Source organism: Anaerococcus vaginimassiliensis, from assembly GCF_900626155.1.
GTDB lineage: Bacteria > Bacillota > Clostridia > Tissierellales > Peptoniphilaceae > Anaerococcus > Anaerococcus vaginimassiliensis.
On sequence record NZ_LR130844.1, the window covers coordinates 1221098 to 1238339 of the forward strand.

Genomic DNA, 17242 nt, shown 5'->3' on the forward strand with positions numbered 1-17242 from the left:
AATCTGGTTGAACTGTGTTCATTAGGCTTGTACCATATGAATGTAGCATTTGATGAACGAAGTTTATTTCAGAAAGGAGGGGATTATGGAGATTAGTTTAAAAGAAGATAAGGGTGAAATCATAATGGATGCAGCTCTTAAAGTTTTTAAGTCGAAGGGAGCTGACAAAACCTCTGTAAGAGATATTATGAGTAAAGCTCATTTGGGACTTGGAACTTTCTATCTTTATTACACTGACAAGAAAGATCTTGAGGAAAAGATGGTATTAAATATTGCTATGGATGTAATTATCAAGGCAGAGGCCATGTGTTTAGATAAGGATCCTATTGAAAGGTATATTTCATTTTTGGATTACATAATTGATTATCTTATAGCAAATCCATTTGAACTCGATCTTGTTAGCAGAAATATTACATGGGCTTTATATACAAAGATAGAAAATGATTCAAGGCTAAAGGAAGCTGATTCGGGACTTAAGTTTATTCTTAGCAAGTATGAGAATCTTTTTACTAATAGCTATACCGAGTCACAGAAACTATATATCCTCTCATTGACACTAGAGATTGTGATGTCTACATGTAAGAGTGCAATCATGGATGAGTCAATTTTATCAATTGATGAAATGAAGGCTGTTTTATATGCTAATATAAGAAAAATGTTTAATAGAACAGGAGAGATTAAATGAAAAAGATAACAAAGTTTATATCACACCGTCCTAGACTTGTTTTATTTGTAATGACTTTATTACTTATACCTTCATGGCTAGGTTACAAAAATACTGGTGTGAACTATGATATCTTGTCATATTTGCCACAAGATCTTGAAAGTACTCAAGGTCAACAAATCCTAGATAAGGATTTTAAGAATGCCGCAACCGGTATGTTGATTTTAAAGGGCGATGATTACGACGCTGATAAGTTAAAAAATCAAATACTTGAGATTGATGGTGTAGAAGATGTTATTTCAAAAACATCTATAGTTGGTAATACGGTGCCAAAAGAGTTCTTGCCAGATGAGATTAGAGATGTCTTTTATGCAGAAGATTCTACTATGCTTATGGTAAAGTTTAGTGAGTCATCATCATCATTTAAGACAATGGAGGCAATAGATAAGATTAAGGCTATCGAGTCTAAGGAGAAATTTTTAAGTGGTATGTCTTCTTTGGTTAAGGATACAAAAGATCTTATAGATAAGGAGACACCAATCTATGTTGCTTTGGCAGTTGTCCTTGCTCTAATAGTTTTAAGTTTAACCAATGAATCTACAATCATACCTTTCTTACTTTTGCTAAATATTGGATATGCGATTTTGTATAATTTCGGTACTAATATTTTCTTAGGTGAGATTTCCTATATAACTAAGGCTATTGCTGCTGTTTTACAACTAGCTGTTACTACTGACTATTCAATATTCTTATATCACAGATATGTTGAGGAAAAGAAGAGCCATGAATCTAAAAACGAGGCTATGGATATTGCCATCCAAAAGACAGTATCTTCAATTTTTGCTTCATCACTTACAACATTTGCAGGCTTTATCGTTCTTATAATAATGAGATTAAGCCTTGGTAAGGATATTGGACTTGTAATGAGTAAGGGTGTGCTTTTGGGACTTATTTCAACTGTAGTCGTATTGCCACCATTGATTCTTATTGCAGAAAAGCTTGTTGCAAGATTTAATCATAAGGTATTGTTACCTAAGTTTGAAAAAACTTCAAACTTTGTTTTAGGTCACAAAAAATCATTGTTTGTAGTATTTATACTACTTTTCATACCTGCTATATATGGTGCGAGAAATACAGATTTGTATTATAACTTGGATAGGTCACTACCAGAAGATTTGGATTCAATAGTTGCTTTAAATAAAATGAAAAATGACTATAACATGGCTTCAACACATTTCATAGTAGTAAAAGATGATTTAAGCAAGCAAAATGTTAATGGCTTAGTAAGCGATCTAAAAGATGTTGACGGCGTAAATAGTGTATTAGGTCTTGATTCACTCACTGGCTTGACAATACCTGATAGTGTGATTCCAGATAAGTTAAAGGAAAATTTCAACAAAAATGGCTATCAAATGATTATGTTAAACTCTGAGTATCAAACAGCATCTGACGAGGTTAACGATCAAGTTAATAAGATAAAAAAAATAGTAAAAGACCACGATCCTGAAGGTTATCTAACTGGAGAGGCAGTTCTAACAAAAGATTTGACTACAATATCAGATAGAGACTTTAAGATGGTAAACATAGCATCTATATTAGTAGTGTTTGTAATAATTGCAATTGTATTTAAGTCAATTGGAATTCCACTAATTCTGATAGCAGTTATAGAACTTGCTATTCAAATAAATATGGGAATACCATTTTACTTAGGTCAAACAATTCCTTTTGTAACATCAATAATCATTGGTGTAGTTCAATTGGGATCAACTATAGATTATTCTATACTTATGATGGATAGATTCCTCGTAGAATATAAAGAAAAACAAGATGTAAATGAAGCACTTAGATTAACAGTAAAGGAAACTTCAAAATCAATAGTTACTTCTGCCTTATCATTCATGGCAGCAACTGTTGGTGTAGGTATATACTCAAAGATGGAAATTGTATCAACTATATGTATGTTCCTAGCTAGGGGAGCTATAATCAGTATGTTATCTATTATATTCTTCCTACCAGTTGTAATTAGCATAGCATTTCCATTGATCAAGAAAACTACAAAAGGATTAAATTAGGAGGTAAATATGAAAAACAAATTAGTAAAAAGCGTATCTCTAGCTCTTGCTGGATCAATGTTAGTTACAAGCGTTGCCTTCGCTGATGGTGAAGTTAAGAAAAATGAAACAGTATATGTAACTAAAGAAGCAAATGAAATATTAAATAAAACAGCATCAATTTGGATAAATTCAGATGGAAGCATCAAGGTTAAAGATAAATCAAACCTAAAAGATATCAAAAACCTAAAGACTGACGAAACAATCAAAACTAAAGATGGTGATATTGATTGGAACGTCGACGATAAGGATGTATTTTATCAAGGTGAAACTGACAAAGACCTTCCAGTTGATATTAGTATAAAATATTTCTTGGATGGAAAAGAAATAACAGCAAAAGACCTTGAAGGAAAATCAGGCCACCTAAAGATAGAGATATCTGCAGTAAATAAGACATCTGGCATAGTTGATGTCAATGGAGAAAAGAAGAAAATTTTCTCACCATACCTAGTATTATCTGAAATAAACTTTGACACAGATAAAGTTACTAATATAACAACAGATGATGGCAAAATCATAAAAGATGGTAAAAATGAAATAGTTGCTGGAATATTGACACCAGGTATTAGAGAAAACTTCTCTGGTGTTGTAGATGATGACAAACTCGATACTTTCAAAGACAAGATAGATATGGAAATGGACGTAAAAGACTACAAGCCAAGCGAAGTATACGCGGTTATAACTAATGAATTGTTCCAAGATTCTGCTAATATTTCTTCTCTAGATGATTTGAAAAATGGTGTAAATGAATTAGAAGAAAATGCAGGAAAGCTTGTTGATGCAAGCAACAAGCTAGATGATGGTGGTAAGAAATTAAATGATGGTATTGGACAGCTTAGTGATGGGGCTATAAAACTTCAAGATGGATCAGGAAAGATTGTTTCATCTTTTGATAGATTAGCTAGTGCTTTTGCAGGACTTCCAGATCAAGTTGGTCAAATGACAACTGCTATAGATATGCTTAGCGAAGGTGGATCCTCACTAAATTCTGGTATAAACCAATATACAGGTGGTGTCAATCAAATTAATGCTAGCATGCCAAAGCTAACTGATGCAAGTGCTAGTATCGAAAGTGGAGCAAGCGAATTAGACAGCGGGCTTGCTAGATTAGACCAAGCAACATCAACTCTAAAAGAAAAAGTTGGCATGTCTAGTGGAAAAGATGATTTATCCAAACTTACAGAATCTCTAGGTTCTCTAAAGGCAGGACTTGATGACTTATCAGCAGGCATGGCTCCTTTACAAGAGGGTGCAAATAATTTAAGTGCAGGTCTAGGACAAATCGAACAATCTTCACAAGAATTAAGTAATGGTGTAACAAACCTAATTGATGTAGCTCAAAATGCTCCAAACATGAATGAAAGTGCAGCAAACGTTGAAGCCCAAGCAGCTGCTATTGACGCAGTTATAGCAGAACTTGCTAGTAATAATGAAGAAGGCATCAATGATGCTCAAATTCAAAGCCTTGAAGCTATAAAGAATAATTTATATGCTGAAAGTCAAAATATATATGCAGCTCAAGGCTCACAAGAAGCAATAACTGGCGGTCTTGGAGAAATAAGCAAGGGAGCTATTGGACTAAACTCAGCTATATCTAGCGCAAGTGCTGGTGCAAGTGAGATTAGCACTAAAATAAGTGCATCAAGTGAAAAAATGAGTCAAGCATCAGCTGGACTTTCTCAAGGAATTGACAAGATTAGCCAAGGTTTTGACAATACAGACCTAGCTAAACTAGGAGAAACAATCGGCATGCTCGATGAAGCAACTGGAAAACTTAAGGCAGGATCTGGCAAGCTAAAAGAAGGAGCAAGTCAAAACCGTGCTGGTGTTGAACAATTGGCACAAGCTATAGCTGAACTTGATGGAAATTCAAGCTCTCTACAAGAAGGCTCAAACGAACTTTATAATGGATTATTAGAATTCCAAGAAAGATCAAAAGCATTGTCTTCATTAGGAGATATAAACGAAAAAGCTATCAATCCAATGGCAAATGGTCTAAGAGAATTAGATCAAGGTATCAATAAATTAGGATCATCTACAGGTGAGTTAAAAAATGGTAGCGATCAATATATGGCATCTTTTGAAGAGTTCAAAAATGGTCTAGCAGATTATAAGGCAAAGGGAATCGATGAGCTTTCAAATAAAACAGGAGACATTGATGAAATTAGTCTAATTTTAGATCAAATGTCAAAAATGGCAAAGGAAAATAATTCAATTACAGGAACAAATGATGAATTTGAAACAAGATCTAGAATTATTGAAAAAATAAAATAATTTATCTGTTAAAAAGAGATCCTTGCTTGGATCTCTTTTTTCTTACTTATTTTTAAGATATTTGTCAATATTTTTGGCAGCTTTCTTGCCAGCTCCCATGGCGAGGATTACAGTTGCAGCACCGCTTACTGCATCTCCACCTGCAAAGACTCCATCTTTGGTAGTCATTGTTGTATCATCTATTATAATTCCGCCCCAATCTTCGGTTGATATGTCTGAGTTGGTTTGCTTTATGAGTGGGTTTGGTGATTGACCTATGGATATTATAACTGAGTCAAAGTCTACAATATCATATTCACCAGTTGGAACAGGCCTTCTTCTTCCGGAAGCATCAGCCTCACCAAGTTTCATCTTCTCAAGTTTGACTTGTTTTACCCAACCATTTTCACCGATTATTTCTACAGGATTGGATAAATTCATGAAGTTAATTTCTTCTTCTATGGCGTGGTGGCTTTCTTCAGCTCTTGCTGGCATTTCATCAAAACTACGTCTATAGACAACTGTTACATCAGCTCCCATTCTTTTGGCAGATCTTGCGGCATCCATTGCAACATTTCCACCTCCAACAACACATACCTTTCTTCCAATGTGGACAGGAGTGTCATATTCAGGGAATTTGTATGCTTTCATTAGATTCATTCTTGTTAAAAATTCATTGGCAGAATATACCCCGTTTAGATTTTCTCCAGGAATATTTAAAAATCGTGGAAGTCCTGCACCTGTTGATAAGTATATGGCCTCAAAACCTTGGTTGAATAAATCTTCTAGCGATAGAGTTCTACCAACTATTGTGTTAGTTTGAAGCTTTACACCTAAACCTATGACATTTTTTAGCTCTTTTTGAACTAAGGTTTTAGGAAGTCTAAATTCTGGAATCCCATACATTAAAACTCCGCCGGCTGTATGGAAGGCGTCAAATAAAACTACCTTATAACCAAGTTTGGATAGATCTGCTGCAGCAGATAGGCCTGATGGGCCAGCTCCAACTACAGCTACTTTTTTACCTTGGCTTGTTACTTCTACTGGTTTATTGTATTTTTTGTTATTTCTATAATCAGCTACAAATCTTTCTAGCCTACCAATCCCTACGGGTTCATCTTTTATTCCTCTGGTGCATTTTCCTTCACATTGGTTTTCTTGAGGGCAAACTCTACCGCATATGGCAGGAAGGTTGTTTGTTTCGGCTATTTTTTCGTATGCTTTGTCTAAATCATCTTCTAATATCAACTGGATAAAATCTGGGATTTGTACTCCTACAGGGCAACCTGATACGCAAGGTTGGTTTTTGCAATTGATACAGCGTGAGGCTTCTTCTTTTGCCATTTCTAAAGTATATCCAAGGCTAACTTCATCGAAATTCTTGTTTCTTACTTTTGGATCTTGTTCTGGCATAGGAACTTTTGTTTTAGCCATATTAAATTTTGCCATTTCTAACCTCCCCAGTTATATTGCAGATATGTTCTCTTTCTTCTGTGGAATAGTTTCTTGACCTATTCATAGCTTCATCAAAGTCTACTAAGAAACCATCGAAGTCAGGACCATCTACACAGGCAAATTTCATTTCTCCTCCAACCGTTAGCCTACAACATCCGCACATACCAGTTCCGTCAACCATGATTGAATTCATACTAACTGTTGTTGGTATGTTACTTTCCTTGGTAACCTTGACTACATTTTTCATCATTATAGCAGGTCCAATAGCTAGAACATGGTCATAATCTTTGCTATTATTTATATTTTCTTCAAGAACTTGGGTTACAAATCCTTGTTTGCCGAAAGAACCGTCGTCTGTTGTTATGTACAAGTTATCAGAAGATTCTTCTAGTTCATCTTTTAATATAATTAGGTCTTTATTTTTAAAACCCATTATTACATCGACATTGGCTCCGATTTTGTGAAGGTATTTGGCTTGGGGATAGGCAATTGCGGTTCCAAGTCCACCGCCAACTACACAAACATTTTTTCCTTTGAGATCGTCGAGGTCAGTAGGTTTACCCAAAGGTCCTACAAAATCTAAGAATCCATCTCCTGCCTTTAGTTCATTCATTCTCATAGTTGTACCACCTACGACTTGAACTATGATTGTAACATTCTCATCGTCTGTTTCTGAGATTGTAAAAGGAACTCTTTCACCTTTTTCATCTAGTCTTAGAATGATAAATTGTCCAGGCAAGGCTTTTTTTGCAATAGCTGGTGCATTGACTACAAATTTAATCGTAGTATCATTTAAGTTTGTTTTTTCAATAATTCGTGCCATACTTCCTCCTAATATAATATTATCAAATAGCAAGATCATTTACAATATAGGTGAAAAACCTTAGTTAAATAGTAGAGTATATCTTAGTTAATAAAAAAGGAGGAAAAATGCAAAAGAATAAGAGAGAATTTTCGAATAAGTATTTGCTCAAGAGATTTATCCCTTACTACAAACCTTATAAGAAAATACTAACTATAGATTTGATTTCTGCTGCACTTACAACAGTCAGCCAACTTATCCTTCCTCTATTGCTATCCTATCTTACAGATTGGGCTCAGCTTGGCCTCCTAGATGTAAGTAGAGTAGTAAAAGTTGCAATAGTTTATGTAGCAACTAAATTTATAGAGGTCGTTTCAAGATATATAATGCAATCATTCGGTCATATTATGGGAGCTAAGATTGAAAGAGATATGAGAGGAGATGTATTCAATCATCTATTAAGTATGGATACCGAATTTTTCAATGAGGCAAAAATCGGTCAACTTATGACTAGGATGACGACAGATCTTAACGAAATTACAGAGTTTTCCCACCATGTTCCAGAGGAATTTTTGGTAGGAGCTATCAAGCTTTTGGTCTCCTTTGTGGTACTTCTTAATATAAATTGGAAACTTTCACTTATTATATACATTCTAATTCCTGTAATGTATATAGTTTCTAGAAAATCAAGAGCAAAATTTAGGCTTGCGACAATGAATACCAGAAAGCAAATAGGTGCTATAAATTCTGGTATAGAAGATACACTTCTAGGTATTTCAGTAGTTAAGTCCTTTGCAAACGAGCATATAGAAAAGGAAAAGTTTGGTAGAGAAAACGAAAAGTTTGCCGATATCAAGAAAGACCAATATTTCAATATGGCAAAATATTTCATGGTCAAGGATGCATTTTCAGGAATAATGTATGCTGTCTTGATACTTGTAGGTGGTGTATTTGTAATAAATGGATATATAAGCGCAGGAGATTTGATAGCTTTCACCATGTATCTAAACATGTTAGTTGCAACCATTGAAAGACTAATAAACTTTACAGATACTTATGAAAAGGGAACTACAGGTATTGAAAGATTTGTTCAGATCATGAATCTTGAAAGAGATATATTTGATAGTGAAGATTCTAGACAACTAGAAGATGTCAAAGGAAAGATTGAATTTGACCATGTATATTTCAAATATCCTGACACTAGTGAAGCAGATCCTTATGTACTAGATGATATGTCCTTTACCATAAATGTAGGAGAAAATATTGCCCTAGTTGGACCATCAGGTGCAGGAAAAACTACAATTTCTAAGCTTATTCCAAGATTTTATGATGTAGATAAGGGTGAGATTAGAGTAGATGATGACAATATTAAAAATCTAACTATAGACTCATTGAGAGATAATATAGGTATAGTCCAACAAGATGTATATTTATTTAGTGGAACTGTCAAGGATAATATCAGATACGGCAAGGAAGACGCTACAGATGAAGAAATAATAAAAGCGGCTGAGCTTGCTGGAGCAACTGAATTTATCAAAGACTTACCAGAAGGTTTTGACACCTATATTGGAGAAAGAGGAGTCAAACTATCAGGTGGACAGAAACAAAGAATATCAATAGCTAGAGTTTTCCTAAAGAATCCACCAATTCTAATATTAGATGAGGCAACAAGTGCCCTAGATAACAAGAGCGAAGCGATTGTTCAAACATCTCTTGAAAAACTAAGCAAGGGTAGAACAACTCTTACTATAGCCCACAGACTTTCTACAATAATAAACGCAGATGAAATATTAGTATTAACCTATGATGGTATTGCAGAAAGAGGAAGTCATAAAGAGCTTTTAGCTAAAAAGGGAGTGTATTATAATCTATACAATTCTAACAATGAAGAACTTTTTGGCTAAATTTATAAAAGGCAGGTTAAATCCTGTCTTTTATTTTGCAAACTTTTCTTAATCTTGATGAATTTAACTTGTATTAATGTATAATCTATATATAAGAATAGGAGATAATATGGGGAAATTTTTCGGTAAAGTTTTACATATATTAGCCACGATTTTGGGTAGTATATTTAACTTTTTAATAAATTTAATGAATGTAATAACAATGATGTTTGAAAGTATAAGGCAATTATTGCTTTTGATATTTGTCTTTGGTTGTTCAACATTTTTCTTTTTTCCGGTAATAGCACTTGCTATTCCTAGAAAATGGTGGACGGTAATATTTATAATTTTGATAATACCGATCTTGGGACCTAAGTTTATTTCTATGTTAAAATACGGAAACTACACTTTAACTGAATGGATGTATGATAGAGCAGATTCTCTAATAACAGGAAAAAAGGTCGGATATGAGTCCTTATCAGATTATTCAAATAAGTACAAATACGAGAGAGAACAAGCTAGAAGATGGCAAGCTGAACAAGAAGCCAGAGCTAGACAAGAAGAGATGAACAGAAGATTTGAAGAGATGTTTAGGGGATTTACCTATACAAATTATAATCAAGGCAACTGGCAAGGTTACAACCAACAAGGTTATTATGAAGGCTACGGACAAAGTAGAGATATAGGTTTTAAGGAAAAATACGAAAAAGCTTGCGAGACACTAGAGCTTGACTATAACACTGATATTTACCAAGTAAAACTAAACTATAGAAAATTAGCTAAGAAATACCATCCAGATATAAACAAGGATCCAAACGCAACTGAAAAGTTCCAAGAAGTAAACGATGCTTATGAATTTTTGACAGAAGAAAATATAAACAAATACAAAAATAACTATAGGTAGGTGCGATGACAACAGATATAATAACAAGTCAAGATAGTGCTGTTATCCTATCAGAAATAGCTTCAAATGCTGGAGCTATCATGCTTGCCAATGGTGCAGAGATTTATAGGGTTGAGGATACAGTAGAAAGAATAATAAGAAGTAAAGAAAATATCAAAGACGTAGATGTTTATTCGGCAGCCAACGTCATAATAATATCCTTCTCTTATAAGGATGAAATCCATACAAATATAAGGAGGGTAAAAGCGAGAACACATAATTTATACTTTATAAATAAGGTGAATAGTTTTTCCAGAAATTTCGTTAGAGGAGATTATACTCTTCAAGAGGCATGGAAAGAACTACAGCATATAAAAAACGATCCAGGTCAGCCTATGTGGATGCAGGTTGCAGGATCTGCTATATCTTCAGGAGCTTTCCTATTGCTACTTGGCGGACACTTTCCAGATGTACTTATTGCTTTTTTTGTAGGACTTGTCTCTTATATAATAAGTAACGTATTCCACGAGGCTAAATTTGGATTTTTCTTAGTAAATTTCATAGCGGGCTTAGTCGTAAGTATTATAACTCTTAGCTTTAAACAATTTATACCTACAATAGAAGTAGATAAAATTGTGATAGCATCAATGATGGCATTTTTGCCAGGAATAACCCTTACGAATGCTATGAGAGACCTTATGAGTGGAGATGTGACTAGTGGACTAACTGGAGCAACTACTGCGATACTCATATCGACAGCCTTGGCACTAGGCGTTGCTATGCCAATTACCATTGTAACTTATATAATGTAAGGAGGATAAATGTTTTATATTAGTCAATTTATAATTTCATTTATATGTGCTATAGGATTTTGTCTAGTATTTCAGACTCCCAAAAAACCAATGATAATCTCGGGGTTGAATGCAGGAATAGGCTGGCTAATCTATAAATCAGTAACGATAAAAACAGGCTCAGCTTATATGGGGACCTTTTTATCAGCTTTCGTTATAGCTTTTATATCTGAGTATTGTGCGAAGGCTTTTAGATATCCAGCGGTAATATTTATAGTTCCAGGAATCATCAACCTATGTCCAGGAGAAGCAATATTTAATACTATGAAATATTTTATAAACAACGAAAACACACTAGTCCTACTGACATTATTTAAAGCGATGGCTCTAGCAGGAGCAATAGCCTTTGGGGTACTACTATCGACATCATTTTCTACCAATATGAAAAACTTTAGAAGAAGAGGCACAAAGAGAACAAATTATACAAATTATTTTAGGAGAAAAAAATGAAACAAACCATATATTTAGCTGGCGGTTGTTTTTGGGGAGTAGATGCTTATTTTAAAAATATCGAAGGAGTATTAGAAACAGAAGTGGGTTATGCTAATGGAAATACAACAGAAACCTACTATGAAAATCTAAAAAACACAGATCATGCAGAAACAGTAAAGGTAACTTACGATGATAGCTTAACAAGTCTTAGTAAACTCCTCGAGTATTTCTACTATATAATAGATCCATTCTCAATTGATAAGCAAGGAGCAGATACAGGTAGGCAATATAGAACAGGAATATATTCGACAGATAAGAATACTTTAGGAAAAGTAGAAAGCTTTATTGAAGATAAACAAAAAGACGAAGATAAAAAGATTCAAATAGAAGTAGAAGAGATTAAAAATTATATAAAAGCAGAAGAATATCACCAAGATTATCTAAAAAAGAATCCAAATGGCTATTGCCATGTGAATTTATTAGATGTGCCTGAGGTGTAAAATAGCTATAAATAGACTAAAAATAGGAATGTTTAAAACATTCTTATTTTTTCATAAAAAATATTTGACACAAGAAAAAAAGCGTGGTACTATATATAAGTCGGCGATAGCTGACAGATATGAACCAAGTAAATTAAATAGCAATAACATAACCTTAAAATTCTTTTGATTTAAAAGGATAACAAAATTTAAATCACGCATCAGACGAATGTCAGATGTAAATGAAAGAGTCAGAATTAGCCTGTCCGGCTCCTAGAGGACCCTCCACGGAGTGGTCGAGGACGAAGGACGAGGAAAGATTCTCATAACAAACTATATATGAGAGTTTGATCCTGGCTCAGGATAAACGCTGGCGGCGTGCATAACACATGCAAGTCGAACGATGAAGATTAAAAGATTTCTTCGGAATAAACTTAATTGGATTAGTGGCGGACGGGTGAGTAACGCGTGAGTAACCTGCCTTGTACAAGGGGATAGCCGTTGGAAACGACGAATAATACCCTATGACATCAAATAATCGCATGATAATTTGATCAAAGATTTATCGGTATAAGATGGACTCGCGTCTGATTAGCTAGTTGGTGAGGTAACTGCTCACCAAGGCAACGATCAGTAGCCGGCTTGAGAGAGTGTACGGCCACATTGGGACTGAGACACGGCCCAGACTCCTACGGGAGGCAGCAGTGGGGAATTTTGCACAATGGGGGAAACCCTGATGCAGCGACGCCGCGTGATTTAGAAGGCCTTCGGGTTGTAAAAATCTTTTGTATGGGAAGAAAATGACAGTACCATACGAATAAGGACCGGCTAATTACGTGCCAGCAGCCGCGGTAATACGTAAGGTCCGAGCGTTGTCCGGAATCATTGGGCGTAAAGGGTACGTAGGCGGATAAGCAAGTTAGAAGTTAAATCCTATAGCTCAACTATAGCAAGCTTTTAAAACTGCTCATCTTGAGGTATGGAAGGGAAAGTGGAATTCCTAGTGTAGCGGTGAAATGCGCAGATATTAGGAGGAATACCGGTGGCGAAGGCGACTTTCTGGCCATAAACTGACGCTGAGGTACGAAAGCGTGGGTAGCAAACAGGATTAGATACCCTGGTAGTCCACGCCGTAAACGATGAGGGTTAGGTGTCTGGAATAATCTGGGTGCCGCAGCTAACGCATTAAACACTCCGCCTGGGGAGTACGCACGCAAGTGTGAAACTCAAAGGAATTGACGGGGACCCGCACAAGCAGCGGAGCATGTTGTTTAATTCGACGCAACGCGAAGAACCTTACCAAGTCTTGACATAATACTGAAGCTTTTAGAGATAAGAGCCTACATCTTCGGATGACTGTATTACAGGTGGTGCATGGTTGTCGTCAGCTCGTGTCGTGAGATGTTGGGTTAAGTCCCATAACGAGCGCAACCCCTATTGTTAGTTACCATCATTAAGTTGGGGACTCTAGCAATACTGCCGGTGATAAACCGGAGGAAGGTGGGGATGACGTCAAATCATCATGCCCTTTATGACTTGGGCTACACACGTGCTACAATGGCAGGTACACAGGGATGCGAAACTGCGAAGTTAAGCGAAACTCAAAAAGCCTGTCTCAGTTCGGATTGCACTCTGCAACTCGAGTGCATGAAGTTGGAGTTGCTAGTAATCGTGGATCAGAATGCCGCGGTGAATGCGTTCCCGGGTCTTGTACACACCGCCCGTCACACCATGGAAGTTGGCAATACCCGAAGCCTGTGAGCGAACCTTTTAGGAAGCAGCAGTCGAAGGTAGGGTCAGTAACTGGGGTGAAGTCGTAACAAGGTAGCCGTATCGGAAGGTGCGGCTGGATCACCTCCTTTCTAAGGATGAGAAGCTGGTACGCTAGCTTCTCACACAGAAAAGAAAATAAAGATCGTTGGTATTAAAATATTAAGGTATTTTTAATCTAAAAACAAATAAACATCATTAAGCATGGGGATATAGCTCAGCTGGGAGAGCACCTGCCTTGCACGCAGGGGGTCAAGAGTTCGAATCTCTTTATCTCCACCATGAGCAAGTCCGTCCGGCTTTGAGAGGACCCACCACGGAGTGGATTCAAACGCTGAGTATATTAATACGAAGAGACGGTAAGCTCAAAATCGAACCAGCCTAAAGAAGTGAAAAAGTTATTAGTAAGTAACGTTATTTTATCATTTGACGCTAAAGCGACAAATTCTAAAATAATTCGAAATCAAAGATTTCGAACCCACTCAGCTTAGGCATAAAACTAAATAGCAAAAAATATTTCCAGTCAAGAAACAAAGGGCGCAAGGTGGATGCCTTGGCACATGAAGGCGACGAAGGACGTAAGTGAACGAAAACTAGGGAAAGCTCACAAAAAGCACTAACCACTAGGTCTCCGAATGGGGAAACCCGGCTGTGGAAGACACAGTCATCACAAGATGAATACATAGTCTTGTGAAGCAAGACCCTGTGAACTGAAACATCTAAGTAACAGGAGGAAAAGAAAGAAAACTCGATTTTCCAAGTAGCGGCGAGCGAACAGAAAAGAGCCTAATCCAATAGTGGAATATTTAAGAAGTTGAATCATCTGGGAAGATGAACCAAAGAAAGTGACAGTCTTGTAAACGAATCTTAAATAAACCTAGGAGGAAAGTAGCACCGGACACGAGGAATCCGTTGTGAAGATAGGGGGACCATCCCCTAAGGCTAAATACTAACATGTGACCGATAGCGAACAAGTACCGTGAGGGAAAGGTGAAAAGAACCCCGAAAGGGGAGTGAAATAGAACCTGAAACCTAGCGCCTACAAGCAGACAGAGCACTAAAGTGTGATGTCGTACCTTTTGTAGAATGGGCCAGCGAGTTATTGTATTAAGCAAGGTTAAATCTTTAAGAGATGAAGCCATAGCGAAAGCGAGTCTTAATAGGGCAAATAAGTTTAATGCAATAGACCCGAAACCGGGTGATCTATCCATGACCAGAGTGAAGGTGAAGTAAAATTCACTGGAGGCTCGAACCGGGTACGGTTTAAAACGTATCGGATGAGTTGTGGTTAGGGGTGAAAAGCCAAACGAACTCGGATATAGCTGGTTCTCCTCGAAATAGCTTTAGGGCTAGCCTTTGACGAAAGATTTTAGGAGGTAGAGCACTGAATGGTCTAGGGCGGCTTACCGTACCGAAACCTATCAAACTCCGAATGCCAAAAAATCAAGTCAAGGAGTCAGACTTAGAGGGATAAGCTTCTAAGTCGAAAGGGAAACAGCCCAGACCGACAGCTAAGGTCCCCAAATCTGGATTAAGTGGAAAAGGATGTGAATCTACTAAGACAACCAGGACGTTGGCTTAGAAGCAGCCATGCATTTAAAGAATGCGTAATAGCTCACTGGTCAAGTGGGTTTGCGCCGAAAATGAACGGGGCTAAAATCCAGTACCGAAGCTTCGGATTGATAGAGGAATTAAATCTACGAAATAAAGAAAGAAATACTTGAACTAGGAAATATTAAAACAATCAAGATAAACGAGTAAAAAACATCAAATTACGTAAACCAAAAGGTAAGTTGTAAATAAAAAAATACTCAATTATCACCGAACAGTTATATAAGATTAAAAAATATAACCTGGTAAAAAAACGTCAAACAAGTATTCCAAACTTTATGTCTAGATTTAATACCTCTATCAGTGGTAGAGGAGCATTGTATAAGCGAAGAAGCCAAAGCGAAAGCAACAGTGGAGCGAATACAAGAGAGAATGCTGGCATGAGTAGCGAGAAGGGATGTGAGAATCATCCCCGTCGAAACCCTAAGGATTCCTGAGCAAGGCTCGTCCCCTCAGGGTAAGTCGGGACCTAAGCCGAGGCCGAAAGGCGTAGGCGATGGATAACAGGTTTAGATTCCTGTACCGCTTAAAGTCGCTATAGAGAAGTGATGACGCAAAAGGATAAGCTAAGCTAGCTGATGGAATAGCTAGTCTAAAGATAAAGGCTTGTGTGTAGGCAAATCCGCACACTTTAAGGCTAAAATCTGATAGGTATCGAAAACATGAGTAGAGAAGTAGCTGACTCCATATTGCCAAGAAAAGTCACTATCAAGACCAAAGCGCCCGTACCAAAACCGACACAGGTAGGGAGGTAGAGAATACCAAGACGCGCGGAAGAACCTTTGTTAAGGAACTCGGCAAAATGTCCCCGTAACTTCGGGAGAAGGGGAGCCAGAGCGATCTGGCCACAGAAACCAGGCCCAAGCGACTGTTTACCAAAAACACAAGTTTCTGCAAAATCGAAAGATGAAGTATAGGAGCTGACACCTGCCCGGTGCTGGAAGGTTAAGGGGAAGGCTTAGCGAATGCGAAGGCTAGAACTTAAGCCCCAGTAAACGGCGGCCGTAACTATAACGGTCCTAAGGTAGCGAAATTCCTTGTCGGGTAAGTTCCGACCCGCACGAAAGGTGTAACGATTTGGGCACTGTCTCAACAAAGGATCCGGTGAAATTGTAGTAGTCGTGAAGATGCGACTTACCCACGCTAGGACGGAAAGACCCCGTGGAGCTTTACTGTAGGCTGATATTGGACTTTGAGATTAGACGTACAGGATAGTTGGGAGACTAAGAAACTTGCACGCCAGTGTAGGTGGAGTCATCCTTGGGATACCAACCCTCTAATATTAAAGTTCTAACTTTGACCCTTGAATCAGGGCAAAGGACATTGTCAGTTGGGCAGTTTGACTGGGGCGGTCGCCTCCCAAAAAGTAACGGAGGCGTTCAAAGGTTCGCTCAGAATGGACGGAAACCATTCGCAGAGTACAAAGGCAGAAGCGAGCTTAACTGCAAAACCTACAAGTTGCGCAGAGTAGAAATACGGACTTAGTGATCCGGTGGCACCGCATGGAAGGGCCATCGCTCAACGGATAAAAGCTACCCCGGGGATAACAGGCTTATCTCCCCCAAGAGTCCACATCGACGGGGAGGTTTGGCACCTCGATGTCGGCTCGTCTCATCCTGGGGCTGAAGTAGGTCCCAAGGGTTGGGCTGTTCGCCCATTAAAGAGGCACGCGAGCTGGGTTCAGAACGTCGTGAGACAGTTCGGTCCCTATCCAGCGTGGGCGTAAGAAATTTGAGAGGATCTGTCCTTAGTACGAGAGGACCGGGATGGACATACCTCTGGTGTACCAGTTGTTCCGCCAGGAGCATAGCTGGGTAGCTACGTATGGAATTGATAAGTACTGAAAGCATCTAAGTACGAAGCAGGCCTCAAGATAAGATTTCTAAGAGTAGGTAAAGAAAATACCTTTGATAGGTCCAAGGTGTAAGTGCAGTAATGTATTAAGCTAATGGATACTAAACTTTAAATCTTGACTGGAAATATTTTTGCTTGTCCCTAACCCGATTTGCAAAGCAAATCGATGGTAGGTCAGCCGTCAGGCTTTCCCA

The 17242-nt window shown here is 37.5% G+C and carries 10 protein-coding genes, 1 tRNA gene and 2 rRNA genes; 11 read left to right on the forward strand and 2 right to left on the reverse strand.

Translation table 11 applies throughout. The features are described from left to right. Positions 1-85: 85 nt before the first annotated feature. The 3 genes from E0D87_RS06000 to E0D87_RS06010 are packed head-to-tail and all read left to right on the forward strand — an operon-like array spanning position 86 to position 5049. Complete coding sequence (locus E0D87_RS06000) at positions 86-685, forward strand: TetR/AcrR family transcriptional regulator (RefSeq protein WP_207278278.1); 600 nt, start codon at positions 86-88, stop codon at positions 683-685. After that, positions 682-2736, forward strand: coding sequence for an efflux RND transporter permease subunit (locus E0D87_RS06005; protein ID WP_130819738.1), 2055 nt, complete (start codon positions 682-684; stop codon positions 2734-2736). Before E0D87_RS06000 ends, E0D87_RS06005 begins: the two co-directional genes overlap by 4 nt. Positions 2737-2745: 9 nt before the next feature. After that, entirely contained in the window at positions 2746-5049 is a 2304-nt protein-coding gene (locus E0D87_RS06010) for a YhgE/Pip domain-containing protein (protein ID WP_130819739.1), read from the forward strand. Between the two features lie 42 nt (positions 5050-5091). Here E0D87_RS06010 and gltA read toward each other — a convergent pair whose 3' ends face one another. Together gltA and E0D87_RS06020 are read right to left on the reverse strand one after the other, a co-directional pair. Further along, a complete protein-coding gene (gene gltA / locus E0D87_RS06015; protein ID WP_130819740.1) occupies positions 5092-6477 on the reverse strand; it encodes an NADPH-dependent glutamate synthase in 1386 nt (461 codons plus the stop codon). Continuing rightward, the gene (locus E0D87_RS06020; RefSeq protein WP_130819741.1) at positions 6464-7306 is read right to left on the reverse strand and encodes a sulfide/dihydroorotate dehydrogenase-like FAD/NAD-binding protein; all 843 of its coding nucleotides are present in this window, start codon (positions 7304-7306) and stop codon (positions 6464-6466) included. The genes gltA and E0D87_RS06020 overlap by 14 nt, the downstream gene beginning before the upstream one ends. A 107-nt stretch (positions 7307-7413) precedes the next feature. On the opposite strand from E0D87_RS06020, the gene E0D87_RS06025 reads away from it, so the two are divergent. The 8 genes from E0D87_RS06025 to E0D87_RS06060 all read left to right on the forward strand — a co-directional run bounded on the left by E0D87_RS06025 (position 7414) and on the right by E0D87_RS06060 (position 17171). Then, a complete protein-coding gene (locus tag E0D87_RS06025) occupies positions 7414-9189 on the forward strand; it encodes an ABC transporter ATP-binding protein (RefSeq protein WP_130819742.1) in 1776 nt (591 codons plus the stop codon). A 109-nt stretch (positions 9190-9298) separates the two neighbouring features. Further along, the gene (locus E0D87_RS06030; protein ID WP_130819743.1) at positions 9299-10072 is read left to right on the forward strand and encodes a DnaJ domain-containing protein; all 774 of its coding nucleotides are present in this window, start codon (positions 9299-9301) and stop codon (positions 10070-10072) included. A gap of 5 nt (positions 10073-10077) precedes the next feature. After that, on the forward strand, positions 10078-10863 hold the full coding sequence (locus tag E0D87_RS06035) for a threonine/serine exporter family protein (protein ID WP_130819744.1): 786 nt from the start codon (positions 10078-10080) through the stop codon (positions 10861-10863). 9 nt (positions 10864-10872) lie between these two features. Then, positions 10873-11352: a threonine/serine exporter family protein gene (locus tag E0D87_RS06040; RefSeq protein ID WP_130819745.1), complete on the forward strand. Its 480-nt coding sequence runs from the start codon at positions 10873-10875 to the stop codon at positions 11350-11352. Continuing rightward, entirely contained in the window at positions 11349-11834 is a 486-nt protein-coding gene (gene msrA / locus E0D87_RS06045; protein WP_130819746.1) for a peptide-methionine (S)-S-oxide reductase MsrA, read from the forward strand. The genes E0D87_RS06040 and msrA overlap by 4 nt, the downstream gene beginning before the upstream one ends. 314 nt (positions 11835-12148) lie before the next feature. Beyond that, positions 12149-13675, forward strand: a 16S ribosomal RNA gene (locus E0D87_RS06050). Between the two features lie 114 nt (positions 13676-13789). Then, positions 13790-13865, forward strand: a tRNA-Ala gene (locus tag E0D87_RS06055). 239 nt (positions 13866-14104) lie between these two features. Further along, positions 14105-17171 (forward strand): 23S ribosomal RNA (locus tag E0D87_RS06060). The 16S and 23S rRNA genes sit together here with 1 tRNA gene alongside, the layout of an rRNA operon. The last annotated feature ends 71 nt before the right edge of the window (positions 17172-17242 follow it).